The sequence below is a fragment of the uncultured Roseobacter sp. genome (genome assembly GCF_947495275.1).
In the GTDB taxonomy this organism is placed as follows: domain Bacteria; phylum Pseudomonadota; class Alphaproteobacteria; order Rhodobacterales; family Rhodobacteraceae; genus Roseobacter.
This window is the reverse complement of sequence record NZ_CANLYL010000007.1, coordinates 1-24632: the sequence shown is the minus strand read 5'-3', so window position 1 is coordinate 24632 and position 24632 is coordinate 1. Positions and strand designations below refer to the sequence as shown.

Below are 24632 nucleotides of genomic sequence, written 5' to 3'. Positions count from 1 at the left end.
CCGGCGTGGGGTAAAAGCCGGTTATGACCGATCTCTTTGGCGACCTGCCGGACACCGCGCGCGAACAAGCACCTGAACCCCGTGACCGTCCTCTGGCGGACCGTTTGCGGCCTGCACGATTGAGCGAGGTGATCGGTCAGGATCACCTTCTGGGTGAGGATGCGCCCCTTGGCGCGATGCTGGCGGCAAATGCGCTTTCCTCGTTGATCTTCTGGGGGCCGCCGGGTGTGGGCAAGACCACAATAGCGCGGTTACTGGCGGACGCGTCAGACCGAGCGTTTGTGCAGATAAGCGCTATTTTTTCGGGTGTATCCGAGTTGCGTAAAGTCTTTGAGGCCGCAAAGACAAGACAACGGATAGGGCAGGGCACGCTGCTGTTCGTCGATGAAATCCACCGTTTCAACAAGGCGCAGCAGGATGGTTTCTTGCCGCATATGGAAGACGGCACCATCGTGCTGGTCGGGGCGACCACGGAAAACCCTTCGTTTGAGCTGAATTCCGCCCTGCTGTCGCGGTCGCAGGTCCTTGTGCTGCGAAGGCTTGATCCGCAGGCGCTTGAGGAGTTGGCCGCGCGCGCGGAGCAAATGCTGGACAAGAAATTGCCGCTGACTACCACGGCGCGTACGGCCCTGCTGGAAATGGCCGATGGCGATGGGCGTGCGCTGCTGAATCTCATCGAACAGCTAGCGTCCATGGCACCTGACGCGCCGATGGACCCGAAGGAACTGGCCGCCCGACTGCAACGACGGGCCGCGCAATACGATAAATCCGGCGATGGGCACTACAATCTCATATCGGCGCTGCACAAATCCGTGCGCGGGTCGGACCCGGATGCCGCGATGTACTGGCTGGCGCGGATGCTGACGGCGGGAGAAGACCCGCGTTTTCTGGCGCGCCGGATCACCCGGATGGCAACCGAAGACATCGGTCTGGCGGACCCTCAGGCCACGCGTCTGTGTCTGGATGCCTGGGCCACCTACGAGCGCCTTGGCTCTCCGGAGGGCGAATTGGCCCTTGGGCAGGCGGTGATCTACCTGGCGCTGGCACCGAAATCCAATGCCGCTTACGTGGCATTCAAGCAGGCGATGCGTCTGGCCAAAGAAACCGGATCAGAACCACCACCCAAGCACATCCTGAATGCGCCAACGACGCTGATGAAGGATGAGGGATACGGCGATGGTTATGCCTATGATCATGACGCCGAAGACGGTTTTTCCGGGCAACACTACTTTCCCGATGGCATGGAGCGCCCGGCGTTTTATGCGCCCCCGGAGCGCGGCTATGAGCGTGAAATGAAAAAGCGCGTGGAGTATTTTGCCAAGCTGCGGGCGCGGCGTGAGGAAAACTAGGCGCTGGGCTTTGTCACGTCGCGTGGGCAAGCGGTGCCATATAACGATTTCGTGATCTTCCCCGGTCGGCGCTTTGTCCAGAGGGAGGGGCGGGGCATGCTGCCAGCTGTCTGCTCCGCGCGCCGAAAGGGCCCATGATGACCAGAGCCATCTTTGCGATACTCGCCCTGTTTCTGTGCTTTCAGGGCTCCGCCGGATTGACACAATCTGCAATGGACGGTGTCGATCTGACCCTGCCGCGGATGGTCGAAGCGGAATTGACCCGCGAAGAAGTCGCAGACCGCTTGGCGAAATCCACTGAGACAAACCCGGCGGATTTCACCCGTATGCGGCTCAACGGGCTCGATCTTTCTGGTCTGGATTTTTCCGGTGCGATTTTGCGTGCCGCTGCGTTCAACGGCACTGATTTTTCCGGGGCGAGGTTTGACGACGCCGTTCTCGATCAGGCCTGGGCTTTGAAGTCTGATTTCTCAGGTGCCAGCCTGCGCGGTGCCTCCCTGTTTCAAACGCAATTCCACAATGCGGATTTCACCGGCGCAGATCTGGAGAATTCGCGTGCCGCCGCAGATTTCACCCGTGCTGATCTGACCGGTGCAAATCTGCGTGGTGCGGATTTCTCTGCGGATATGCGCAACCAGTCCATGGGTCTGATGCGGGGTGTTCTGCGCAAGGCGCTGCTGGATGGTGCTGATCTGACGGGGGCCTTGATGTCCCGGGCTGACCTGGAATTCGCCAAGCTGCGCGACGCCAACCTGACAGATGCCGATTTGTCGATGGCGACCCTTGGCGGCGCCGATCTGACCGGCGCGTCGGTGGCGGGCGCTGTCTTTGACAAGGCAGATATTACCTCGACCCGATTGCTGGCTTTGCAGGGCGCGACCGATGGCCAATTTGCCGATGCACGCAACTTTAAGCGGGCAATTTGGAAATAGATCTTTCCCGGGCCGTACAAAACTTGACAATCGAGCGGGCGTGCGTGACAGACCGCCCATGATGAAAACTCTGATCATGGTGGCCCTTGGTGGTTCAATCGGGGCGTCCCTGCGCTTTCTCTGGGGGGTCTCTGTGCTGCGCCTGACCGGCCCCACAGAGCTGCCGCTGGCAATCATGGCTGCGAACATCGTGGGGTCGTTTCTGATGGGCGCATTTGTCGTACTGGCCGCGCATCGGGGCCTGACACATCTTGCGCCTTTTGTGATGACCGGGATTTTGGGTGGGTTCACGACCTTCTCGGCTTTTTCGCTTGAATCCGTCACCTTGATCGAACGTGGCAACCTTGGGCTGGCAGGGGTTTATATGGCGCTCTCCGTGGGCTTGTCGATCATGGGACTAATAGCGGGGCTCTGGCTGATGCGGATGGTGTTGCTATGAGCAGGGTGCAGACACTCACCGTGGCTACCGACGATGGCGATCAGCGCCTTGATCGCTGGTTTCGCCAGCAGTTTCCGCAAATCAGTCAGGGGCGCATCGAAAAGATGTGCCGCAAGGGCGAGATCAGGGTTGATGGGGGCCGCGTCAAGGCCGCCACGCGGATAGAGGCGGGCCAGCAGGTGCGTATCCCGCCGCTGCCGGATCAGGCAGCACCCCTTCCTGAAAAGCGCCGTGTGTCGGACGCGGACGCCAAACTGATCCAGTCCTGCGTCATCTACCGGGATGAGCATGTCATTGCCCTCAACAAACCGGCCGGGCTGCCGACGCAGGGCGGGTCAAAGCAAACCCGCCATGTGGACGGGCTGTCGGAAGCGCTGAAATTCGGCTTTGATGAAAAACCGCGCTTGGTGCACCGGCTGGACAAGGATACTTCCGGCGTTCTGCTGCTGGCGCGCACGCGGCTTGCCGCAAAATCCCTGACCGCAGCCATGCGACATCGCGACACCCGCAAGATCTATTGGGCGCTGGTTGCCGGCGTGCCGAGCCCCTATCTGGGAGAGGTGCGCTACGGGCTTGTCAAAGCCCCGGGTCACGGCAAAGGCGGTGAAGGTGAAAAAATGATCGCCGTCCATCCACGCGACGTTGAGGACACGCCCGGCGCAAAACGTGCGCATACGCTTTACGCCACGCTTTACCGCGTTGCTTCGCGGGCGGCGTGGGTGGCGATGGAACCGGTCACGGGCCGGACCCACCAGTTGCGCGCGCATATGGCAGAGATTGGTCACCCGATCATCGGGGACGGCAAATACGGCGGCTCCGGCCAGGAAAACCTCGGCGACGGGTGGGGCGCTCAGCTCGGGGGGATCATTTCCAAAAAACTGCATCTGCACGCGCGGATGATGCGGTTTGAGCATCCAGAAACCCGCCAGATCATCACCGTGACGGCACCGATGCCGGATCACATGGCGCAAAGCTGGGAGACCTTTGGCTGGACGGAAGATCTCGCCGCCGATGACCCGTTCGAGGCGTTGGAATGAGCGCAGAGCTGCGGCTGGTGATCTTCGATGTGGATGGCACACTTGTGGACAGTCAGGGCGATATCATCGCCGCGATGACGCTGGCCTTCGAGGCGGTGGGCCTACCGGTTCCCGAACGCAACGCGATCCTTGGCATTGTCGGCCTTTCGCTGGATGTCGCGATGGCGCGGCTGGCACCGGATGCGGATCATCTGCGCATGGTGGCGGCCTATAAGGACGCCTATATTGCGTTGCGGGCACAAACCGGCGCTGCCCAGTCTTCGCCGCTTTACCCTGGGGCCAGAGAGACGCTGGCCCGGCTGCATGCCCAGCCGGACACGCTATTGGGGGTAGCGACGGGTAAATCGAAACGCGGCCTCGACAAGCTGATCGAAGCCCATGATCTGGAAGGGCTGTTTGTGACACAGCAAGTGGCGGATTTTCATCCTTCAAAGCCGCATCCTTCGATGATCCTGCAAGCGATGACGGATGCAGGCACCGAGCCCGCCGGAACGGTGATGATTGGCGATACAAGTTTCGACATGGAAATGGCGGCTGCCGCTGGCGTGCACGGCTTTGGCGTCAGCTGGGGGTATCATCCGATATCCGCCCTGCGCGCGGCCAGAAAAGTTGTCACAGATTTTGACGACCTGGAGGCGGCGCTCGACGATCATTGGAGGGCCTTTCCATGAGCGAGTGGAAAGCAAAACGGTTCTGGACATCAGCGGAGGCTGTGGAGGGCGAGGGCGGATATGCGATCACCCTGGACACAAAGCCGGTCAAGACGCCGGCAAAGAAGGCGCTGGTGGTGCCGACCCGCAGGTTGGCTGCGGCCATTGCTGCGGAGTGGGACGCGCAGCAAGAATACGTTGATCCGACAACCATGCCCTTCACCCGCACCGCCAATGCGGCGTTGGACAAGGTGGCGCTCCAGCACGCGGAAGTGGCCGATATGCTGGCGGATTATGGGGACAGCGATCTGTTGTGCTACCGCGCCGATCAACCGGCAGAGCTTGTGGCCCGTCAGGCCGAGCAATGGGATCCCATGCTGGCCTGGGCAAGCACAGTGTTAGGTGTGACGCTTGAGCCACGATCAGGCGTCATGCATCAGCCCCAGGACAGCGCGGCCCTCGCGCGCCTCAGAGCACAGGTGCATGCGCTGACTGATTTTGAGCTTGCCGCGTTTCACGACCTTGTCAGTCTCTCTGGGTCGCTGATTCTCGCCTTCGCGGCCGCGCAAGATGTGAAAACATCCAAAGCGATTTGGGACATTTCACGTCTCGATGAACTCTGGCAGGCGGAACAATGGGGCGCGGATGAGGACGCCGAGGCGGCGGCTGCGATAAAACAGGACGCATTTGAACACGCCAAAGTGGTTTTTGACCTCTGTCAGCCGGAAAGTTAGCGATAACGGCAACTCACACGATAAGTTACGTATGGGCGGGCGTGATTTTCAGGCCCCCGCCCTTGACGTTTTCGCCTGAATCCGAGCAGTATGTCGCCCACTTGGAAGGCAATAACTTCCAACATCGCCTCCGGCGCTCAAGTTGCCGGTCGACCCGTCAAAAATGGCGGAAAATCAGGAAGAGGTAAAAATGAAAAAATCTGTAATCCTTGGCGCGCTGACCATTGCTGGTCTTTCGGCCGGTGCAGCGGCTGCTGGTACGTTGGACGACGTCAAAGCACGCGGCAAACTGAACTGTGGCGTCACCACAGGTCTGGTGGGCTTTGCGGCTCCCGACGCAAACGGCGAGTGGAAGGGCTTTGACGTTGCTGTATGCCGCGCTGTCGCCGCTGCTGTTCTGAATGACCCGAATGCCGTTGAATTCGTGCCGACAACCGGCAAGACGCGCTTCACCGCTCTGGCCTCCGGCGAAATCGACATGCTGGCACGTAACACCACGTGGACCTTCAGCCGCGACGTTGACCTCAAGTTCACCTTCACTGGTGTGAACTACTATGATGGTCAGGGCTTCATGGTCCCCAAAGCGCTGGGCGTGTCCTCAGCGAAGGATCTTGATGGCGCAACCGTCTGCATTCAGACAGGTACAACAACCGAGTTGAACCTTGCTGACTTCTTCCGCGCCAACAACATCAGCTACGAGCCGGTGCCAATCGAGACAAACGCGGAAGGTCAGCAACAATACCTTGCCGGCGCTTGCGACACTTACACAACGGACGCATCCGGTCTGGCATCGACACGTGCGACCTTCGAGAACCCGGGCGATCACGTTCTGCTGCCGGAAATCATCTCCAAGGAGCCTCTGGGCCCGCTTGTGCGTCATGGCGACGACGAATGGGGTGATGTTGTGCGCTGGACGCTGAATGCGCTGGTCACAGCTGAAGAGCTGGGTGTGACATCGACCAACATCAACGAGATGGCGGCGAGCACAGAGAACCCTGAAGTGGCGCGTCTGCTTGGAACCGAAGGCACATTGGGCGAAATGCTCGGTCTGGATGCCGACTGGGCCAAGCGCGCGATTGCCGCAGGCGGCAACTACGGTGAAGTCTTCGCCAAGAACATCGGTGAAGAAACACCGATCGGTCTGGCGCGCGGCCTCAACGCGCAGTGGACAAACGGTGGCCTGATCTACTCGCCTCCGTTCCGCTAAGAACCAAACGGCCAAGGGCGCAGGAAATCCTGCGCCCTTCGCATATCACGACCCATAAAACCATAACCCGACCACCGAGGCGCGCAAAGTGTCCGTTAAAATCAAGGTCGGAACCACGGGGAAAATTCAATGACGACACTGACGGACCCGCCCAGGGAGTCCTTCAACCTGTCTATGTTGATCAACGATACGCGGTATCGCTCGACGACGTTTCAGGTGTTGGCTTTCATCCTTCTGTCGCTTTCGGTTGGCTATCTTTATAGCAATCTCGCGGCCAATCTTCAGGCGCAGGGGTTGAGGATCGATTTTTCGTTTCTTGGCGCACCTGCCGGTTATGACATCAACCAGCGCCTGATCGAATATACCAGCCAGTCGACAAATGCCCGCGCCGCCATCGTTGGCATTCTCAATACGCTGCTTGTGGCCTTTCTGGCCTGCCTCATGGCGACTATCTTTGGCGTTCTGGCGGGTGTTCTGCGCCTGTCCAAGAACTGGCTGGTCTCGAAGATCATGGCCTTCTACGTCGAGATTTTCCGCAATATCCCCGTGCTGATCTGGATCCTGATCATTTACGGCATCATGACCGTTGTTTTGCCCGGCCCACGTGAGTTCCGCGGCGACAACCCAACGTCAACCATGCTGCTGGATCTCTTCGCTTTCACCAATCGTGGTGTCTATATCCCCGCCCCAGTCTGGGGACCGGGGTCCATGGTGGTTGTCGCCACGTTCATTGCCTCTGTCATCGGGGTGATCGGCTATCGGCGTTATGCTACGAAGCTGCTCTATGATACGGGCCGCCTGCTGCCAATGGGATGGCCCAGTCTGGCGATCTTCTTCGTGCCGACCCTCCTGATGTTCTTTCTCATGGGAATGCCCATCGGCCTCGATGTTCCGGCGTTGAAGGGTTTCAACTTTCAGGGTGGTATCAAGATCGGTGCACCCCTGATTGCGATCTGGTTCGCCTTGTCCATCTACACCGGTGCATTCATCGCGGAAAACGTGCGTGCAGGCATTCAGGCAGTGTCGCGTGGCCAGACCGAGGCGGCCTCCGCTCTGGGGCTGCGGTCGGGCCGCGTGATGAGCCTTGTGGTTCTGCCGCAGGCCCTGCGCGTCATCATCCCACCGCTGATCTCGCAATATCTTAACATCACCAAGAACTCCTCTCTGGCCATTCTGGTGGGATACGCCGACGTCACCGCGACGCTGGGCGGGATCACCCTGAACCAGACGGGCCGCGCCATCGAATGCGTGGTGCTGATGATGTTGTTCTACCTAACGATCTCGCTGCTGATCTCGGCGGTGATGAACGTCTACAACAAATCCGTTGCCCTGAAGGAGCGCTAGGACATGTCAGATATACATGCGAATTCCGTTGCCTTCGTCCGCACGGAGGAAGTGCCAACAGCACCACCACCCAGCAATGCCGCCGGACCGGCCAAGTGGATCAAGGACAACCTCTTTGCGACACCGCTCAACGGACTGCTGACGCTGGTGGCACTTTATTTCATCTACGCCATCCTGTCCTCGGCGCTGCCCTGGATATTGGGCGGCATCTGGAACGCGCCCAGCCTTTCGGCCTGTCGCGACATCCTCGACGGGGCCTCGGCGGCCTGTTTCGCGGTGCTGACAGAGCGCTGGAATCAGTTGCTTTTCGGCTTCCAGTACCCCGACGACCAGTACTGGCGCCCGGGTCTGGCCTTCATCCTGCTGTTCATCGCAGCTGCACCGGTCCTGTTTTTCGACCTTCCGCGCAAGCTGCTGGCCTTCACAGCGCTCTACCCGTTCATTGCCTACTATCTGCTCTGGGGGGGGACGATTTTTGTGCCGATCCTTGCATTGGTCGGCGTTGCGGGGGGCTTCATGGTTTACCAACGCCTGGTTGCGGGCAGCTTTGCTGCTGGCTTCTTTGGCGGGATCGCGGCAGCCTTCGCTATCTGGTATATCGGCGGCCTGCTGATCCCGGATAATGCATCAGAGAACGCAGCCCTCTCAGCCGTTCCCAGCCGCTACATGGGGGGCTTCATGCTCAACATGATGCTGGGTGTGACTTGCGTGTCGTTGTCGGTACCGATTGGTATTGCGCTGGCGCTGGGGCGTCAGTCGAGCATGCCGCTGATCAAGTGGATTTGCGTGATCTTCATCGAATTCATCCGAGGCGTGCCGCTGATTACCCTGCTGTTCGTGGCGAACGTCATGCTGGCCTATTTCTTCCCGCCCGGGTCCGGTGTGGACCTGTTCCTGCGCGTGGTGATCATGATCACCATGTTCTCGGCAGCCTATATCGCCGAGGTGATCCGGGGTGGCCTCGCCGCCCTGCCGAAGGGACAATATGAAGCTGCGGACAGTCTGGGTCTGGATTATGCGCAGGCGATGCGTCTGATCATCTTGCCGCAAGCGCTCAAAATCTCCATCCCGGGGATCGTGAACGTGGCCGTGGGTCTTTTCAAGGATACCACGCTGGTGTCGGTCATTTCGATGTTCGATATGATTGGGATGATCCGCGGACCGATCCTCGCGTCTACCGAATGGAACGGCGTCTACTGGGAGCTCTTTGGCTTTGCGGCCCTCCTCTTCTTCGTCGTCTGCTACGGCATTTCGCAATACTCACAATGGCTGGAACGTCGCCTCGCGACCGACCACCGATAAGGAGGCCTGAACAATGGCTGAACACGCAACACAAATGCAGGTCTCTGACGAGATCGCGATCACCATCAACAAGATGAACAAGTGGTATGGCACCTTCCACGTGCTGCGCGACATTGACCTGACGGTCAATCGTGGCGAGCGGATCGTGATCTGCGGGCCGTCGGGGTCCGGTAAATCCACGCTCATTCGCTGCATTAACGCACTGGAAGAGCACCAGCAGGGCTCGATTGAGGTGGATGGCACCTTGCTGTCGTCCGATCTCAAAAACATCGACAAGATCCGGTCAGAGGTTGGCATGTGCTTTCAGCATTTCAACCTCTTCCCGCATCTGACGATCCTGGAAAACTGCACGCTGGCGCCGATCTGGGTGCGCAAGACACCCAAGAAAGAAGCCGAAGAAACGGCGATGCATTTCCTGGAGAAAGTGAAAATCCCCGATCAGGCCAACAAGTTCCCCGGTCAGCTTTCAGGCGGTCAGCAGCAACGGGTGGCGATTGCGCGGTCCTTGTGCATGCGTCCGCGTATCATGCTGTTTGATGAACCGACGTCGGCGCTGGACCCGGAGATGATCAAGGAGGTGCTCGACACCATGATCGAACTGGCCGAAGAGGGCATGACCATGCTCTGCGTGACCCACGAGATGGGATTTGCCCGTCAGGTGGCGAACCGCGTGATCTTTATGGATGCGGGGCAAATCGTGGAACAAAACGAACCGGAAGAGTTCTTCAACAACCCGCAATCGCCACGGACGCAGCTGTTCCTCAGCCAGATCCTCGGGCACTGACATCCGTCAGGCTGATGCGCGGCTTACGGCAGCTCGCGCGGGATGATAAAATCAATCGGCTGGCCCTGGTGCCAGCCGATGTCGTTCCAGCCTTGCGCATCGAAATCGGCGACCAGTGTGGCGCCGGTGGGGTAGTCGAAGAACCGATCATGGCTGACCGAATGGCCCAGCAGGTTCTCTGCCAGTTCGGATATGCCGGGATTATGACCAATCATCAAAACGCATGTCCCGGTCGCACCTTGCAGAATACGCAACATCCCGTCGGCATCCGCAAGATAGAGCGCGCGGGTGAAAGTTGTTTGCATCGGTTGATCAAAGCCCAGACCCAACAAGGTCTGGCCCGTGCGTTCTGCCGAGGAACTGAGAACCTGATCGGGCAGATATCCTTTGGAGCGCAGCCACTCCCCGAGTAATTTAGCGGATGTCGTGCCACGGGCGTTCAATGGGCGGTCGTGGTCAGACAGCCCTTTATGACCCCAATCCGATTTGGCATGACGCATCAGGATCAGTCGCAGCATCAATTCATCCTTTGAATGAGATCATGTGAAAAGCGGATTGTTCGGGGTCACGCTCAAAGCTTTGCGACACCGGGCAGGCGCGGCGGACCTTGCACCCATGCTGCATACAGTCCTGACCGGCATCCGTGTCCAGAAATGATTTGCACGCGGGGACATCATAAGCGTGATCGGTCGACAATGCGCCCACTGGGCATGCGCTAATACAAGGTTGTGCAACGCAGGTTTCGCAGGGGGTGCCCAGGGTCACATCAGGCAAGTCCAGTTCCGCTTCAAACCGCAAGGCACCCCGGATCGAAATCATCAGGCCAGCGGTGTCATGCACCATCATGCCAGTAGGGCTCTGAAAAAACCGACCCGTGTTGAGCGCCCAACCGATGAAGGGCGCATAGGGCGGGCCGTCAGACGGGTAGATATCTTTTGCGCCGATCTCGCCGGCAATCCAGCCGATCATGCGCTTGGACCAGCGGTCCAGAGGATCGAGCTGCCCGTCCGTGAACTCATCGGAGGACGTGAAGCGCGGCCAGCATTCCTTGCCCGCTCCCAGCAGAACAAGCGTGCCGGCGGCGTCCTGAGATTGATATACGCGCCGAGGATGGAATGATCCCATCACAAAAAGCCCCGAGGGGGCCGTGAGCTTTTCGATCAGCTCCAAGATCATTTTTTGGTAAAGGGCAGAGCAATCGACCAGCCAAACCGGCTTGGGCGATCATCCTGCCATTCAAGGCCGACCAGCATATCGTCATGTCCGGCTTTTGGTTGTGGAATATAGGTGCCGAACATCTGATCCCAGATCGACAGGGCAAACCCGTAGTTACTGTCGTGTTCTTCGCGGTGCACGGAATGGTGCACGCGGTGCATGTCAGGCGTGACCAGAACACGCCGCACCACAGCGTCGAGCCACAGCGGCAGGCGCAGGTTGGCATGGTTGAACATGGCTGTGCCGTTGAGCATGATCTCGAAAAGAATAACGGCAATGGCTGCGGGTCCGAGCAGATAGACAAGGCCAATCTTCAGCAGCATGGACAGGGCGATTTCCACGGGATGAAAGCGAATGGCGGTTGTGACATCCATGTCCCTGTCCGCATGATGCACCCGGTGCAGGCGCCACAAAAGCGGGACTTTATGGGTGATGAGATGTTGCAGCCAGATGGCGAAATCGAGCACCAGAATGGCGGCGACGACTTCTATCCAAGCGGGCCAGGTCAGCGCGTTCAGCAGGCCCCAACCTTGCGCTTGCGCGTCTATTGCGGCACCGACGGCGAGAAAGGGCAAGGCAATGGCAAGCGCCCGTAAGGCAAGGGTATTGAGCAGCGTGATACCCCAGTTCGTTACCCAGCGACGGCTGCGGGGCTGACGGCGTTCGCGACGCGGCGCGATGGCCTCAAGCGTTGCAAGAAGGGCAAAAAGGCCGATGAAAATGCTCAGGCGGATGATCGCTTCGTTCTCCATGACCCACATCTAGTGCACGCAGGCAAAGGCTCCAAGCGGCGGATAGACACAACTGCGTCAGTCTGCCCGGATGATGGAACCTGCGCCATGTTCGGTAAAAAGCTCCAGCAAGCAGGCATTTGGCGCGCGCCCGTCGAGAATAACCGCTGCACGAACACCTCCCTCAAGCGCATCGAGCGCTGTCTCTGTTTTCGGGATCATGCCACCGGCGATTGTACCCTCCGCCGTCATCTGCCGGATCTGTGCTGCACTCAATTCCGTAACGACCTCGCCCGCAGCGTTTTTCACCCCGGCCACATCCGTCAAGAGCAAGAGCCGGTCAGCCTTGAGCGCCGCCGCAACGGCCCCGGCTGCGGTATCGCCATTGATGTTGAAGGTCTCGCCGCTTTGTCCGGTGCCCAGCGGCGCGATGACGGGGATGTATTCCTTGTCCGTCAAATCACGCAACAATCTGGGATTTATGGTCTCGGGCGTGCCGACAAACCCCAGATCGGGATCGGTTTGCGAGCAGGTGATCAGCCGCCCGTCCTTGCCCGACAGCCCGACAGCCCGCCCGCCCTGACCATTGATCGCCTGAACGATGCGTTTGTTGACCAGGCCGCTCAGCACCATTTCAACCACGTCCATCGTGGCCGCATCAGTGACCCGCTTGCCGTTCACAAAGTCGGATTTGATCTCAAGACGGTCGAGCATCGCGTTGATCATCGGCCCGCCGCCATGGACGATCACCGGGTTGACGCCGACCTGCCGCATCAGCACCACATCGCGGGCGAATTCATCCATCGCGTCGTCGCTGCCCATGGCGTGACCGCCCAATTTGATCACGACGGTAGCATCGGCATAGCGCTGCAAATAGGGCAGGGCCTTGTTGAGGGTGCTTGCTGTGGCGATCCAGTCGCGATTCATATCCTGGGTCTTCATTTTGGGGCCGTGTGTTCGGTGGTTATGATGCTGCGACCACTTTGGTGCAAGAGGCCCACTTATTCCAGTGTTGCGATAACGCTGCGCAGGGTCGGAATGCCCCAGCCTTTCTCGCTCGACGTGACAAGAAGCTCCGGGTAGGCGGCGGGATGCCTGGAGAGCGCTTGTCGCACCTGGTCAAGTACCTTTGCGCGCTCGGCCTCCTTGACCTTGTCGGCCTTGGTCAGGACAACCTGAAACGTCACTGCCGCGCTATCCAGCAGGCTGAGGATTTCGTCATCAACTTTCTTGATACCGTGGCGTGCGTCGACCAACACAAAGGCACGGCGCAGGGTCTGGCGGCCAGACAGATACTGCTTAAGCAACCGTTGCCATTTTTCCACCACGGCTACCGGCGCATTGGCAAAGCCGTAGCCGGGCAAATCGACCAGATAATGGGCATAACCCGCTGTAAAAAAGTTGATCTCCTGCGTGCGGCCGGGGGTGTTTGACGCGCGCGCGAGCCCTTTGCGCCCGGTGAGCGCATTGATTAGGGAAGATTTGCCGACGTTGGAGCGGCCCGCGAAACAGACCTCCAGACGATCCGGCACAGGCAGGCCCGACATGGCCACGACACCTTTGACAAACTCCGTTTCTCCCGCAAAGAGCAAGCGACCGTCCTCAAGAGTTTGTGCATCGGGTTCTTCGACAATGGGAAAGGGCAGTTGCATCACAGCACCTTCACGGTGTCGCCGATCGTGATCGGACCACCTTCGACCACTTCGGCGCGTACGCTGAAATCCTGATGGTCCCAGTGCTTAAGAGTGCCGAGAATATCTGCGTCGCGTTCACCGGTTTCGGGGTTGGCTGTGGTTGCAAGGCATCGGTCGGTACGTTCGCGCAGCCGAATGGTTGCGCCTCCGATACGGATGTCACGTCCCATCCAGTCAAATTCGATCCAGGGTTCATCGCTGTCAAACCAAAGGTTGCCCCGCCAGCGGTGAATGGACAATGCGTGACCCAACTGTTGTTCCACCGCCCTGTGTGATGCCAGATTGCATAGCGTGACAGACGGGAAGTCACTGTCGGTAAAGCCCCGTCCGTCAAGACGCACAATGCGGGCAGGCAAGGCGCGGTCCTGCGGCACCAGAGGTTGCACCCATTCGATCAGCTTGTCAGCCTCGGTGTCAGGGTGAAAACTCAGATTGGGACGGTTTGGATGGGTCAGATGCAACTGCTCATTGGCTTCATCCAGCTTGGAGGAAATGGCGAGCAAACCGGGCGCTTTGGACCCGCGGCTGAAATTGGCGCAATGCGCCCATGAGCTGCCGTCGGCTTTGGACGCTTCGTGCGCCACGGCCCAGACCCTGTCCCAAGGCATCGCCTCACCGCTGCGCAAGGCCACGGATGTCAGCGCTTCCCGGCCGTGGCTCTTCAGCGGGTGGCGCAGGATATGGGCTATCTGCATCACTCAGTGTCCGATTTTGATTTCCGGCTGAATCCACTCTTGATGTTGCCAAACACATCCGGCGTGTAGCCTTGGCTGCGCATGATCAGATACTGCTGGGTGAAGGTGATCGTGTTGTTGGCGATCCAGTAGACCACGAGGCCGCTGGCAAAACTGCCCAGCATGAACATGAAAACCCATGGCATCCAAGCAAAGATCATCTGTTGCGTGGGATCGGTGGGGGCGGGATTGAGTTTCTGCTGCAACCACATGGAAATGCCAAGCAGCAAAGGCAAGATGCCGATGAAGATGAGGGCCATAATGGACCCCGCTTCGGGCCCCTGGAAGGGCAGCAGGCCGAAGAAATTCAACAGCGATGTGGGGTCGGGCGCACTCAAGTCCTGAAAGGGGCCAAAGAATGCGGCATGGCGCAATTCGATGGTGACAAAGATCACTTTATAGAGCGAAAAGAAGATGGGGATTTGCAAGAGAATGGGCAAACAACCGGCAGCTGGGTTCACTTTTTCTTTCTTGTAGAGCTCCATCATGCCTTGTTGCATTTTCTGGCGGTCGTCGCCGGCCTGTTCCTTGAGCTTTTCCATCTGCGGCTGAAGCTCTTTCATCTTCGCCATGGAGACATAGGATTTATAGGCCAGCGGAAAGAGGATCGCCTTGATGATCAACGTCAGCCCGATGATTGCCCAACCCATGTTACCAATGAGTTTGTTCAACTCGTGCAATAGCCAGAAAATGGGCTTCGTCAGGAAGAAAAACCAACCCCAGTCAATGCTGTCGATGAACTTTGGCACCCCTTGAGATTCGTATTCCCGCAACATTGCCCATTCTTTTGCACCGGCAAAAAGTTGCGTTGTTATGCTCACCGAGGCTCCTGCAGCAACGGTTTGGGTCGGCATACGTGTGACCGCGCGGTAAATGTCGGTGCGTGCATCGTAGGTGAGGGCTTGATCAAAGGTTTGACCGGCCAGCGGGATGAGGATCGCCTGCCAGAAGTGATCGGTAAATCCTATCCAGCCGGATGTGACATCCTCCTTGACGATGGCCTGACGGCCCCATTTCGGGTTCAGTTCGGCTTCGGAAACTTCATCCCAGTCGGTTTCGGCGAGTTCTTCGTCCGCCATTGCGACGGCGCCTTCGTGAAGAATGAAGAAATTCTCCAGATCATCTGGTGTCGTGTGCTGCACGATCATGCCGTAGGGGGCGACGCTGATAGGCGCATTGCCATTGTTGGCCACCGACTGCGTCAACGAAAACATGTAGTTTTGATCGACGGCAATCGTGCGTTCAAAGATCTGTCCGGCACCATTGTCCCAAGAGAGGGTGATCGGGCTGTCAACAGAAAGTGTTTCGCCGTTCTTGAGCGTCCATTCGGTGTCGGGTCCGGGCACGGCGGCAGGGTCGATACCAGCACCGGGCGCCCAGCCCTGCAGAGCGTAATAGGCGTCGTTGTTCCCCTGGGGCGATAGCATTGTGACGATGGGTGCGCCCTCTTCAAGCGTCGTTCGATAGTCCTTCAGTTTCAGATCATCAATCCGTCCGCCAATCAGAGAGACCGATCCGGTCAACCGGGGGGTTTCGATCGCGATACGCGGAGCATTTTCGAGCGGAACAGCTGTGGTTTGAGGTTCCGTGCTAAGGGGCGCGGACGCGGCTTCCGTGGGTGCCGCCGGTATAGTCTCGCCGCCGGAGCCTGTCGTCTGTTCAGGGGCTGGTGCGTCCAGTGGCACCTCAGGTTCAGGCGGTGGAAAAAGAACAAACCACACAAGGATCACAAGGAAACTGAGCGCTGTTGCAAGAATGAGGTTCTTGTTCTGATCGTCCATCGGGACAGCCACCTGATCTATTTGATATCAGCGTGGGTTCAACAGAGTGCAGGCCAAAAGGTCAAGCGGATTCGCGGCTTTTGATGGTTTTCAGGTCAGTCGTAAGCCTGATGTTGGAAAAACCCGCATGGAACGCCTCGCCAACCGCCGAGTTCAACCTGTCCTATTGTCAAAAATACTGGGCATATCCTGCAATTTGGAATTATGTTTTTTGATCCATTCAATGGTGTCTTCAAATGGCATGGGTTTTCCGATGCCGAAGCCTTGCACGTGGTCACATCCCAACTGAGCAAGGAGAGCGTGCTCTCCGGCACTTTCCACGCCTTCGGCCAAGGTCTCTATACCCAACCGTTCAGCCATGGTGAGTATGGCGCTGATCATCCGTTGCTGTTCCGGATCGCGGTCCGCTTTCATAACGAAGGATCTGTCAATTTTGATGCGGCTGACAGAGAAGCGGCGTATAGACGCAATGGACGCATGGCCCGTGCCAAAGTCATCAAGGTCCACTCGACAGCCTAGCTGACCCAGACCATTGATGTTGCGGCTGATGACATCATCAGGAGCACTTGCAACGACCGTTTCAAGAACCTCAACCGCCAGTCGTGCCGGCGTCAGTTCAAAGCGATCCAGTTCCCATTGAACTTTTTCCACAAGCTTTGGATTTTTGAGCTCGGGACCCGCGAAATTCACGCCTACCTGAGGAACGTTAACGCCAGCCGAGTCCCACGCTTTTACCGCGGTGAGGGCTTGAAACATCATGACTTCTGCCAACCGCTCAAGCATGTCTGCTTGCTCGATCGCAGGTAAGAAATCTGCCGGGGAAATCATCCCGCGGTCTGGGTGATGCCAGCGCGCCAGTGCTTCGAAACCTGTAACGCGTCCCGTATCCGTCGATATCTGGGGTTGGAACCAGGGGCGGATATGACCCTTTTCAAGAGCGTTCGAAACTTCTTCGCGCAGCTCAGCGCGAATCTCGGTCTTCCGCTTCATTTCGTCCGAGTAAGCACGGATTGCGCTGGGACCATGATTATGTGCTTCTCGCAGCGCCGTTTCCGCTGCTTCGCCCCAGTCTTTTGAAGACTTGGTAATCACTTGATTGAGCTGGCAAAAACCTAGCGATGTCGTGACGTAGACGGCGGTGCCGTCAATTGATACAGGTTCCTCCAACGCGGTTTGAATTCGCCCCGCCATTTGAATGCAAAGTTCAAGATCAAGCTGACGCACAGGCGCCAGACAAACTGAGAACTTGTAATCGCCGGAATGTGCGACGGCATCATTGTCACGCATCGTGGCCACCAATCTCTCGCCGGTGCGGGCGACGACATTATCTGCGGCGGTCTGGCCAAACCTGTCCGCAAGATCGTTGTAATCGTCGATTTCGACCTTAAAAATTGCGGATTTCTGGGATTTGTCCCGCGCACTTTCAAAGGTCCGATCAGCAAAGGTATTGAACGCCTGCCGATTGATCAGGCCCGCCCCGTCGCGTTCGTTGGCCGCAAATGCCCCGCCTGGATTTGCGCCGCTGATCAGAACATATACCAGCGGCATGAGTATCGCGATGCCGACCAACGCCAGATCGCCCCCGAGCCAATAGATGCCCAGACATGTGGCCGGCAAGCAGGCAAATGCAGCGGGGCGCGACAGAAACCCTGCCACCTTTGAACGGGCGCGTTCCCAGCCATTCGGCAAAACCCCTGCCATATCCATTCCTTCTTCACACCGGCGTACGAGATAGATTCCGACACAGATTAGGCATCGAGCGGTGAGGCTTCGGTTAACGTCGCTTCAAAAAAGTCAGTGTGTTTGCCTAAAAGTTTACCCGTTTCAGGCCTGGCGCGCTAAATTGGACGACTGGCAACAGCCAGTGTCGTCCCGCGGATTCACTGCCCGTCAAAGGGCTGTCCAAGCGGTTGAGTATTGGTAAGATCTGCTGGGACAAGACTTGCATCGATAACATCTGCGCCGCACAGCACGGTGTTGGTGAGTATCGCGCGCTACAAATCAGGGTTAATCAAGGTCGCACCTTCGCGCTTTGCATCGGTCAAATCTGCGCCGATCAACATCGCGCCATGAAAATCTGCTCTGTTCAGGGGCCCGCCTGCCAAGAACTGCCAGCCGGGGCAGCAAGCCCTCTTTTCGAGGAGAAAGCTTTGCCCTATTGACAGGTTCATGCCCCATGATCTTACCGATATACATCCACTTTTTAACAACGCGCCGCAGACAACCGAGTTTCGGAAACTGCGCAAGCGGATTGTGCGCTATGTCCGTGAAGCGGTCGAGCAGTACGGTATGGTACAAAAGAGTGGCGCGCGCTGGCTTGTCTGTCTTTCTGGTGGCAAGGACAGTTATACCCTGCTCGCGGCGCTATACGAGCTGAAATGGCGTGGCCTGTTGCCGGTGGATATTCTGGCCTGCAATCTCGACCAAGGCCAGCCGGGTTTCCCCGCGACGGTCTTGCCGGAGTTTCTCCAGAACATGGGCGTGCCGCACCGGATCGAGTATCAGGACACATATTCTATCGTCATGGACAAAGTACCTGAAGGACGGACCTTCTGCGCGCTTTGCTCACGTCTGCGGCGCGGCAATCTCTATCGGATCGCGCGTGAGGAAGGGTGCTCTGCGGTGGTGTTGGGCCATCATCGCGACGATATCCTGGAAACCTTTCTGATGAATCTCTTTCACGGCGGTCGGCTCGCGACAATGCCTCCGAAGCTCGTAAATGAAGAAGGCGATTTGTTTGTGTTCCGTCCACTCGCGCATGTTGCCGAAAAGGATTGCGAGCGATTTGCGAAAGCGATGAACTACCCAATCATTCCTTGTGATCTTTGTGGAAGTCAGGATGGGCTGCAGCGCCAGCAGGTCAAACAAATCCTCGACGGATGGGAGAAGAACAGTCCCGGACGTCGGCAGGTAATGTTCCGGGCTTTGATGAACGCGCGGCCTTCGCACTTGCTCGACCCGAAGCTCTGGGACTTCGCGGGGCTTTCATTGAACGACGAGACCCTCATGGCGCGCGGTGCCGTGCCGGATTTCAGCAAAGACAATGCTGTCTCTGAAGCCTGATCCTCGCGCCTTAGGGTGAGGTAAGACCATCTGGCGACCACAAGCGTTTTGAAGATGTCCGCAGGGATGGTGAACCAAAAGCCACCGCCGTGCGTAGCTCTTCATAAATGAGGAGATGCCCGATGATCCGCACCTTTGTGATGCTGGTGCTTGCCGCCTTTCTGACGGGCTGCGTGGGCAAACCGTCGATCGAGGACGCGAAGCTCTCACAGGGCAAACTGGACCTTGAGGCGTTCTTTGACGGCCGCGTTGTGGCTTTCGGCCAGTTTCAGGACCGCTTTGGAACCGTCCGGCGGCGGTTTGAGGTCGAAATCAACGGCACCTGGGACGGCAAAACCCTGACATTGGTCGAAGACTTCCTTTACGAAGACCAAAGCACGGAACAGCGTGTCTGGACGCTTAGAAAGACCGGCCCGGATAGTTGGCGTGGAACCGCGCCAGGTGTGATTGGAGAAGCGTTCGGCGAGGAAAGCGGTGACACCTTCAATTGGCGCTATCTTATTGATCTTCCGGTCCCCGATGGCACAGTGCGCCTGAGATTTGACGACTGGATGTGGAAGCTGAGTGATACGCGTGTCCTCAACCGCGCCTATGTGAAGAAATACGGCGTCGATATAGGGGAAGTCATCATCACCTTTGAAAAGCAGTGAAGGCTTTTAAAGGTCTTTGTCTGGCACAGGGTCGTATCCGTCACGACCCCACGGATGACAGCGCAATATTCGCCTGAGGGCCATCCATCCGCCCTTTGCCGCCCCGTGTTTATCCAGTGCTTCCAATGCATAGGCGCTGCACGTCGGTTGATAGCGGCAGTTATGGCCGACCCAGGGGCTGAAGATCAGACGGTATCCGTGTACCGGCCAGGACAATATCCGGGCGAAAGGGCTCATGTTGCCTTGCGGTTCAGCTTAGCGACCGCAGCAGACAGGTCGGTGCAGAGTTGATCAAAGGGCAGCGTGGCGGTGATATCGCGCCGACCGACCAGCACATAATCCACACCGTTCTGACCCTGTTGCGACAGGATGCACTGTGCCGCCGCGCGCAGCCGCCTCTTGGCGCGATTGCGCGCCACGGCATTGCCTACTTTCTTTGAGCAGGTGTAGCCCACACGCAGGCCAAGGGCGTCGTTCGCGCGCCTTTTGCGCATCTGCAAGACAAATCCCGGCGTTACAGCCCTCAGACTGCGCGAGGCACGTTGGAAATCCGCCCGTTTTTTGAGAGTGTTCAGACGCAAAGAAACCGCCGAAAGCATACCCCCTTCGGCATCTGTGCCTGACGGGGGAGCTTGCGGCGGTGTCATGTCGTGTGGACCTGTCAAGGGCGCTTAGGCGCTCAGCGACTTCCGGCCTTGGGCGCGGCGCGCGTTGATGATCTTGCGACCGGCTTTTGTGGCCATGCGCGCGCGGAAACCGTGGCGCCGTTTGCGCACGAGATTCGAGGGTTGATAGGTGCGTTTCATCGCTCCGTCTCCAATATCACTATCCGGAGGCGCGGAATCGCAGCTCGTCCGGTATCATTCGAAGCCCGTGCTCTAATGCCCTCTGCGCGGCAAGTCAAACCCCACGGGCGCATATTTTGGCAGTTTGCAACATTTTCCGGACCGGTCGCGGGTATTTCGTCAACATGTTTCATTTAAACGCAGAATGCTGCCTTGCAGATGCCGTATCCGTCACGTCTGATCAAGCGCCCGTGATAACTCTATCACAACGTGCGTTAAAGCGTCATCTAGCAAGGGAATTGAAACGCACCGCCTGAAAGGCAACAGTAATGTCAGATATGACTGAAAACCCAAAACCCGGCCTGATGCGCAACCTGCCTTTGCTGGTCATTCTGGCTGCGGCCGCTGTCGGGGCATTTACCCTGAGGGAATATCTCAGCTTTGACGCGCTGCGCGATAACCGCGAAGCTCTGATTGCCTTTCGCGACGCCAACTTTGTGCTGACCGTATTGGGGTTTGTGCTGGCCTATGTTGTCATTGTCGGGTTTTCATTGCCTGGGGCGCTGATCGCGACGCTGACGGGCGGATTTCTGTTTGGCACCTTTGCCGGGTCGCTCTTTAGCGTGACCGGCGCCACGCTGGGGGCTGCGATCATCTTTCTGGCCGCGCGCCACGGTCTGGGAGATCGCTTGAAAGCCCGCATGGATGCGTCCCAGGGGGCCATCAACAAGATCAAGCGCGGGCTGGATGAAAACCAGTGGTCCATGTTGTTTTTCATTCGGCTGGTGCCCGCGGTGCCCTTTTTTGTCGCCAACCTGATCCCGGCCTTTCTGGCTGTGCCTTTGCATCGCTTCGTGATTTCCACCTTTCTCGGGATCATTCCTGGATCGTTGGTCTATTCCTCGGTGGGCGCGGGATTGGGCGAGGTTTTCGCGCGCGGAGAGACACCAGATCTTGGCGTGATCTTTGAACCCCATATCCTCGTGCCAATTCTTGGCCTGAGCGCCTTGTCATTGCTTCCCGTGCTCGTCAAAGCTGTGTCCGGCAAGAAAGATCTGACCAAGTGAACGAAATCAAAACCGATATTCTGATCATCGGTGCCGGGTCCGGTGGGTTGTCGGTTGCCGCGGGTGCCGCGCAGATGGGCGCCGATGTGGTGCTGCTCGAAGGGCACAAGATGGGCGGCGACTGCCTGAACTATGGCTGTGTTCCATCCAAGGCTTTGATTGCCAGCGGAAAGGCCGCCTATAATCAGCGCCAGACAGAGCCATTTGGGGTTGCAAGCGCCGCTGGCAAGGTTGATTACGCCGCGGCCAAGGATCACGTGGCCGGTGTTATAGCGCAGATTGAACCGGTTGATAGTCAGGAACGGTTTGAAGGGCTTGGTGTCAGGGTGATCCGGGCCTTCGGGCATTTCATCTCGCCCACGCAAGTGCAGGCTGGGGATACGGTTATCACTGCGCGCCGTATTGTCATTGCGACCGGGTCCTCACCCCTCGTTCCACAAATCCCGGGTCTGGAGACAGTTCCCTATCAAACGAATGAGACTTTGTTCGATCTCCGGGAAAAACCAAAGCATCTGCTGATCGTGGGCGGCGGACCGATCGGTTTGGAAATGGCGCAGGCTCACATTCGTCTTGGCAGCAAGGTTACCGTCATCGAAGGTGAGAAAGCTTTGGGCAAAGATGACCCGGAACTGGCGCAGGTCGTTCTCGACAGCTTGCGCGAGGAAGGCGTGGTTATCGAAGAAGACACCGTTGCCTCTGAGGTGAAGGGTAAAGCGGGCGCTATCGAAGTGATCACTGAAGATGGGCGCACGATCAAAGGCACACATCTGCTGATGGCAGTGGGGCGCAAAACGAATACGAGCAAGCTCAGCCTCGACGCCGCAGGGGTAGAGACGACAAAGTCCGGTATCAAGGTAGATGCAGGTCTGCGCACGACGAATCGGCGTGTCTATGCCATCGGTGATGTCGCGGGTGGGCTGCAATTTACTCATGTGGCGGGCTACCATGCCGGGGTCATCATAAGGTCGATGCTTTTCGGTCTGCCGTCCAAGGCGAAAACCACGCATATTCCCTGGGTCACTTTTACCGATCCCGAACTGGCGCAGGTGGGATTGACCGAAGCGCAGGCCAAAAAGGACCATGGGATCGCCCTGGAAGTGGTACGCTTTCCTTATGAACACAACGACCGCGCCATCGCAGAACGCAAAACCAAGGGGTTTATCAAGGTCATGGTGGTCAAAGGCCGCCCAGTGGGTGCGTCAATTGTCGGGTATCAGGCAGGTGAGCTGATCAATCTATGGGCGCTGGCTTTGGCGAACAGGATGAAGATGAGCCAGGTTGCGGCCATGGTTGCCCCTTACCCCACGATTGGCGAGGTCAACAAACGTGCCGCCGGGGCCTATTTCAGTCCGCGACTTTTTGACAGCCTCATGGTCAAAAAGATCGTAGGGCTTGTTCAACGCTTCGTGCCGTGAAAACTTGGCGTGATATGATAAACTCGCTTTCAGGACGGCTGCTTGTTTTGACCACCATCTTCGTGATGCTGGCAGAAGTTCTGATTTTTGTACCGTCCATTGCACGTTTCCGCGAAGACTATCTGATGAACCGTCTTGAGAGGGCGCAGATTGCCTCGCTGGCGCTGCTGGCGGATGACATGATCGACCGCGAGCTTGAAGCCGAACTTCTCGAAAACGCAGGTGTGTTCAATGTGGTGCTGCGGCGGGATCAGGTGCGGCAGTTGATGCTGGCGTCGGAATTGCCGCAGCCGATATCGCAAACCTTCGACATGCGCGACAACAGCGCTGTGGTGTTGATCCGGGATGCATTGGTTCGGCTTATCGCGCCTGAAAACGAAGTGATCCGCGTGATCGGAGCCCCTGTGAGAGACGCAGGCTTGTTGATCGAAGTGACGATGGAGACCATGCCGCTGCGGGAAGCGATGATCGACTACGGTATTCGCATTCTGATCCTCTCGGCGGTTATTTCCGTCGTTACCGCGTTGCTGCTCTTTTTTGCCATGCGCGCGCTTTTGCTCAAACCGATCAAGGGTGTCGTGGGGCACATGCAGAACTACGCCGCCGCTCCGGAGGATGCCCGTCGCATCATCACGCCGTCGGCCGGGGTCACTGAATTGCGCGAGGCTGAGGAAGCGCTGCAAAAGCTTGAAACCGACCTGACGCAGGCTTTGCGTCAAAAGGACCGGCTTGCGCAACTGGGCAGTGCCGTCAGCAAGATCAGTCACGATCTGAGAAACATTCTGACCTCGGCGCAGCTCTTTACCGACCGCATCGAGATGAGCGAAGATCCGACGGTCAAGCGCATGGCGCCCAAGCTTGTCGGATCGATCACGCGGGCGGTTCACCTGTGTGAAAGCACCCTGGCCTTTGGGAAAGCGGAAGAGCCAAGCCCAACGCTGACAATGCTCCCCTTGGCAGAACTTGTGGATGAGGTCATCGATAGTGAGCGGCTCGCCGTAGGGTCGTCCGATGTCAGCTTTTCGTGCAACGTCGCGGCAAATATGACCGTCCGCGCAGATCCCGAACAATTGTACCGGGTTCTGGCCAATCTGATCCGAAACGCCCGGCAAGCGCTGGTGACTGGAGGACAATCCGGTGAAATCTGTGTTGAGGCATATGAGGACGCCGAGGCCTGGTGGATTGATGTCACGGATACGGGGCCGGGTTTGCCGCCAAAGGCGCAGGAGCATCTGTTCACGCCCTTCCAGGGTGGTGCCCGCAAAGGTGGTTCAGGGCTGGGTCTCGCCATTTCCGAAGAATTGGTGCGCGGCCATGGCGGCACGCTTGAGCTGTCACAAACCGGTCCCGAAGGTACGCGGTTCAGCATATGCCTGCCGAAGGGAGACGGGACCTTGTCAACCCGACAGGCGATCCCGACGCAATTCCAGGCGGCGGATTGAAACGCGGTTCGGTTGTTGATGCAACGGGCGGACGAAAATAAGTGGATTTGGCTGTCTGCGCCAAGTTTGAAAAAAATCCACCGATTGTGCTTGCATAAAAAAGCACACACAACTAAACCCCGGCGTTAGTGGACCGATAGCTCAGCTGGATAGAGTACTTGACTACGAATCAAGGGGTCGGGGGTTCGAATCCTCCTCGGTCCGCCACTACCACATTTCCTCGAATTTGATCAGGTCGTCTTTGACGACCTTTTTCTTTGTTTTGTGGGTGGTTGCG

Annotated in this window: 27 protein-coding genes and 1 tRNA gene; 16 read left to right on the top strand and 12 right to left on the bottom strand. The window is 57.9% G+C overall.

Annotated features, from left to right (window positions below; genetic code table 11):
* Positions 1-23: 23 nt before the first annotated feature.
* The 10 genes from Q0802_RS13685 to Q0802_RS13640 all read left to right on the top strand — a co-directional run bounded on the left by Q0802_RS13685 (position 24) and on the right by Q0802_RS13640 (position 9778).
* Positions 24-1349, top strand: coding sequence for a replication-associated recombination protein A (locus Q0802_RS13685; RefSeq protein WP_298919223.1), 1326 nt, complete (start codon positions 24-26; stop codon positions 1347-1349).
* Positions 1350-1486: 137 nt separating this feature from the next.
* The gene (locus Q0802_RS13680) at positions 1487-2281 is read left to right on the top strand and encodes a pentapeptide repeat-containing protein (RefSeq protein ID WP_298919221.1); all 795 of its coding nucleotides are present in this window, start codon (positions 1487-1489) and stop codon (positions 2279-2281) included.
* A gap of 58 nt (positions 2282-2339) precedes the next feature.
* On the top strand, positions 2340-2720 hold the full coding sequence (gene crcB, locus Q0802_RS13675) for a fluoride efflux transporter CrcB (RefSeq protein WP_298919219.1): 381 nt from the start codon (positions 2340-2342) through the stop codon (positions 2718-2720).
* Complete coding sequence (locus tag Q0802_RS13670; RefSeq protein WP_298919217.1) at positions 2717-3757, top strand: RluA family pseudouridine synthase; 1041 nt, start codon at positions 2717-2719, stop codon at positions 3755-3757. The genes crcB and Q0802_RS13670 overlap by 4 nt, the downstream gene beginning before the upstream one ends.
* A complete protein-coding gene (locus Q0802_RS13665; protein WP_298919216.1) occupies positions 3754-4428 on the top strand; it encodes an HAD-IA family hydrolase in 675 nt (224 codons plus the stop codon). Before Q0802_RS13670 ends, Q0802_RS13665 begins: the two co-directional genes overlap by 4 nt.
* Positions 4425-5141, top strand: a complete 717-nt coding sequence (locus Q0802_RS13660; RefSeq protein ID WP_298919215.1) for an ATP12 family protein — start codon at positions 4425-4427, stop codon at positions 5139-5141. Before Q0802_RS13665 ends, Q0802_RS13660 begins: the two co-directional genes overlap by 4 nt.
* Before the next feature lie 190 nt (positions 5142-5331).
* Positions 5332-6348 (top strand): amino acid ABC transporter substrate-binding protein, encoded by a 1017-nt coding sequence (locus Q0802_RS13655; RefSeq protein ID WP_298919213.1) that lies wholly within the window; start codon positions 5332-5334, stop codon positions 6346-6348.
* Between the two features lie 129 nt (positions 6349-6477).
* On the top strand, positions 6478-7692 hold the full coding sequence (locus tag Q0802_RS13650; RefSeq protein WP_298919211.1) for an ABC transporter permease subunit: 1215 nt from the start codon (positions 6478-6480) through the stop codon (positions 7690-7692).
* A 3-nt stretch (positions 7693-7695) separates the two neighbouring features.
* Positions 7696-8994: an ABC transporter permease subunit gene (locus Q0802_RS13645; protein WP_298919209.1), complete on the top strand. Its 1299-nt coding sequence runs from the start codon at positions 7696-7698 to the stop codon at positions 8992-8994.
* A 13-nt stretch (positions 8995-9007) separates the two neighbouring features.
* Positions 9008-9778 carry an amino acid ABC transporter ATP-binding protein gene (locus Q0802_RS13640; RefSeq protein ID WP_298919207.1) on the top strand — a complete coding sequence of 257 codons (771 nt, stop codon included), beginning with the start codon at positions 9008-9010 and terminating at the stop codon, positions 9776-9778.
* 23 nt (positions 9779-9801) lie between these two features.
* On the opposite strand, the gene Q0802_RS13635 is transcribed toward Q0802_RS13640, so the two are convergent.
* The 9 genes from Q0802_RS13635 to Q0802_RS24745 all read right to left on the bottom strand — a co-directional run bounded on the left by Q0802_RS13635 (position 9802) and on the right by Q0802_RS24745 (position 18104).
* Positions 9802-10296 (bottom strand): histidine phosphatase family protein, encoded by a 495-nt coding sequence (locus tag Q0802_RS13635; RefSeq protein ID WP_298919206.1) that lies wholly within the window; start codon positions 10294-10296, stop codon positions 9802-9804.
* A 4-nt stretch (positions 10297-10300) separates the two neighbouring features.
* On the bottom strand, positions 10301-10954 hold the full coding sequence (locus Q0802_RS13630; protein ID WP_298919204.1) for a ferredoxin: 654 nt from the start codon (positions 10952-10954) through the stop codon (positions 10301-10303).
* A complete protein-coding gene (locus Q0802_RS13625) occupies positions 10951-11745 on the bottom strand; it encodes a sterol desaturase family protein (RefSeq protein ID WP_298919202.1) in 795 nt (264 codons plus the stop codon). The genes Q0802_RS13630 and Q0802_RS13625 overlap by 4 nt, the downstream gene beginning before the upstream one ends.
* Before the next feature lie 57 nt (positions 11746-11802).
* Positions 11803-12666, bottom strand: a complete 864-nt coding sequence (argB, locus tag Q0802_RS13620) for an acetylglutamate kinase (RefSeq protein ID WP_298919200.1) — start codon at positions 12664-12666, stop codon at positions 11803-11805.
* A 59-nt stretch (positions 12667-12725) separates the two neighbouring features.
* Complete coding sequence (gene yihA, locus Q0802_RS13615) at positions 12726-13376, bottom strand: ribosome biogenesis GTP-binding protein YihA/YsxC (RefSeq protein WP_298919199.1); 651 nt, start codon at positions 13374-13376, stop codon at positions 12726-12728.
* Positions 13376-14113, bottom strand: coding sequence for an MOSC N-terminal beta barrel domain-containing protein (locus Q0802_RS13610; protein WP_298919198.1), 738 nt, complete (start codon positions 14111-14113; stop codon positions 13376-13378). The genes yihA and Q0802_RS13610 overlap by 1 nt, the downstream gene beginning before the upstream one ends.
* Entirely contained in the window at positions 14113-15933 is a 1821-nt protein-coding gene (gene yidC, locus Q0802_RS13605) for a membrane protein insertase YidC (protein WP_298919196.1), read from the bottom strand. Before yidC ends, Q0802_RS13610 begins: the two co-directional genes overlap by 1 nt.
* A gap of 153 nt (positions 15934-16086) precedes the next feature.
* On the bottom strand, positions 16087-17481 hold the full coding sequence (locus tag Q0802_RS13600; protein ID WP_366523331.1) for a bifunctional diguanylate cyclase/phosphodiesterase: 1395 nt from the start codon (positions 17479-17481) through the stop codon (positions 16087-16089).
* Positions 17482-17927: 446 nt separating this feature from the next.
* Positions 17928-18104 (bottom strand): pentapeptide repeat-containing protein, encoded by a 177-nt coding sequence (locus tag Q0802_RS24745; protein ID WP_366523325.1) that lies wholly within the window; start codon positions 18102-18104, stop codon positions 17928-17930.
* Between Q0802_RS24745 and ttcA the strand changes: the two genes are divergently transcribed.
* The gene (gene ttcA / locus Q0802_RS13595) at positions 18103-18996 is read left to right on the top strand and encodes a tRNA 2-thiocytidine(32) synthetase TtcA (RefSeq protein ID WP_298919194.1); all 894 of its coding nucleotides are present in this window, start codon (positions 18103-18105) and stop codon (positions 18994-18996) included. The two genes, Q0802_RS24745 and ttcA, sit on opposite strands and share 2 nt — an antisense overlap.
* 122 nt (positions 18997-19118) lie before the next feature.
* Positions 19119-19646, top strand: a complete 528-nt coding sequence (locus Q0802_RS13590; RefSeq protein WP_298919192.1) for a DUF3833 domain-containing protein — start codon at positions 19119-19121, stop codon at positions 19644-19646.
* Positions 19647-19652: 6 nt separating this feature from the next.
* Here the strand turns inward: Q0802_RS13590 and yidD are convergent, their stop codons facing one another.
* The 3 genes from yidD to rpmH are packed head-to-tail and all read right to left on the bottom strand — an operon-like array spanning position 19653 to position 20452.
* Complete coding sequence (yidD, locus tag Q0802_RS13585) at positions 19653-19883, bottom strand: membrane protein insertion efficiency factor YidD (RefSeq protein ID WP_298919190.1); 231 nt, start codon at positions 19881-19883, stop codon at positions 19653-19655.
* On the bottom strand, positions 19880-20293 hold the full coding sequence (gene rnpA / locus Q0802_RS13580; RefSeq protein ID WP_298919187.1) for a ribonuclease P protein component: 414 nt from the start codon (positions 20291-20293) through the stop codon (positions 19880-19882). Before rnpA ends, yidD begins: the two co-directional genes overlap by 4 nt.
* A gap of 24 nt (positions 20294-20317) precedes the next feature.
* Positions 20318-20452: a 50S ribosomal protein L34 gene (rpmH, locus tag Q0802_RS13575; RefSeq protein WP_037911188.1), complete on the bottom strand. Its 135-nt coding sequence runs from the start codon at positions 20450-20452 to the stop codon at positions 20318-20320.
* Positions 20453-20760: 308 nt separating this feature from the next.
* Between rpmH and Q0802_RS13570 the strand changes: the two genes are divergently transcribed.
* The 4 genes from Q0802_RS13570 to Q0802_RS13555 all read left to right on the top strand — a co-directional run bounded on the left by Q0802_RS13570 (position 20761) and on the right by Q0802_RS13555 (position 24562).
* Positions 20761-21498, top strand: coding sequence for a TVP38/TMEM64 family protein (locus Q0802_RS13570; protein ID WP_298919186.1), 738 nt, complete (start codon positions 20761-20763; stop codon positions 21496-21498).
* Entirely contained in the window at positions 21495-22913 is a 1419-nt protein-coding gene (locus Q0802_RS13565) for an FAD-dependent oxidoreductase (protein ID WP_298919184.1), read from the top strand. Before Q0802_RS13570 ends, Q0802_RS13565 begins: the two co-directional genes overlap by 4 nt.
* A gap of 14 nt (positions 22914-22927) precedes the next feature.
* On the top strand, positions 22928-24355 hold the full coding sequence (locus tag Q0802_RS13560; RefSeq protein WP_298919182.1) for a HAMP domain-containing sensor histidine kinase: 1428 nt from the start codon (positions 22928-22930) through the stop codon (positions 24353-24355).
* A 130-nt stretch (positions 24356-24485) separates the two neighbouring features.
* Positions 24486-24562: transfer RNA gene (locus Q0802_RS13555), tRNA-Arg, on the top strand.
* The last annotated feature ends 70 nt before the right edge of the window (positions 24563-24632 follow it).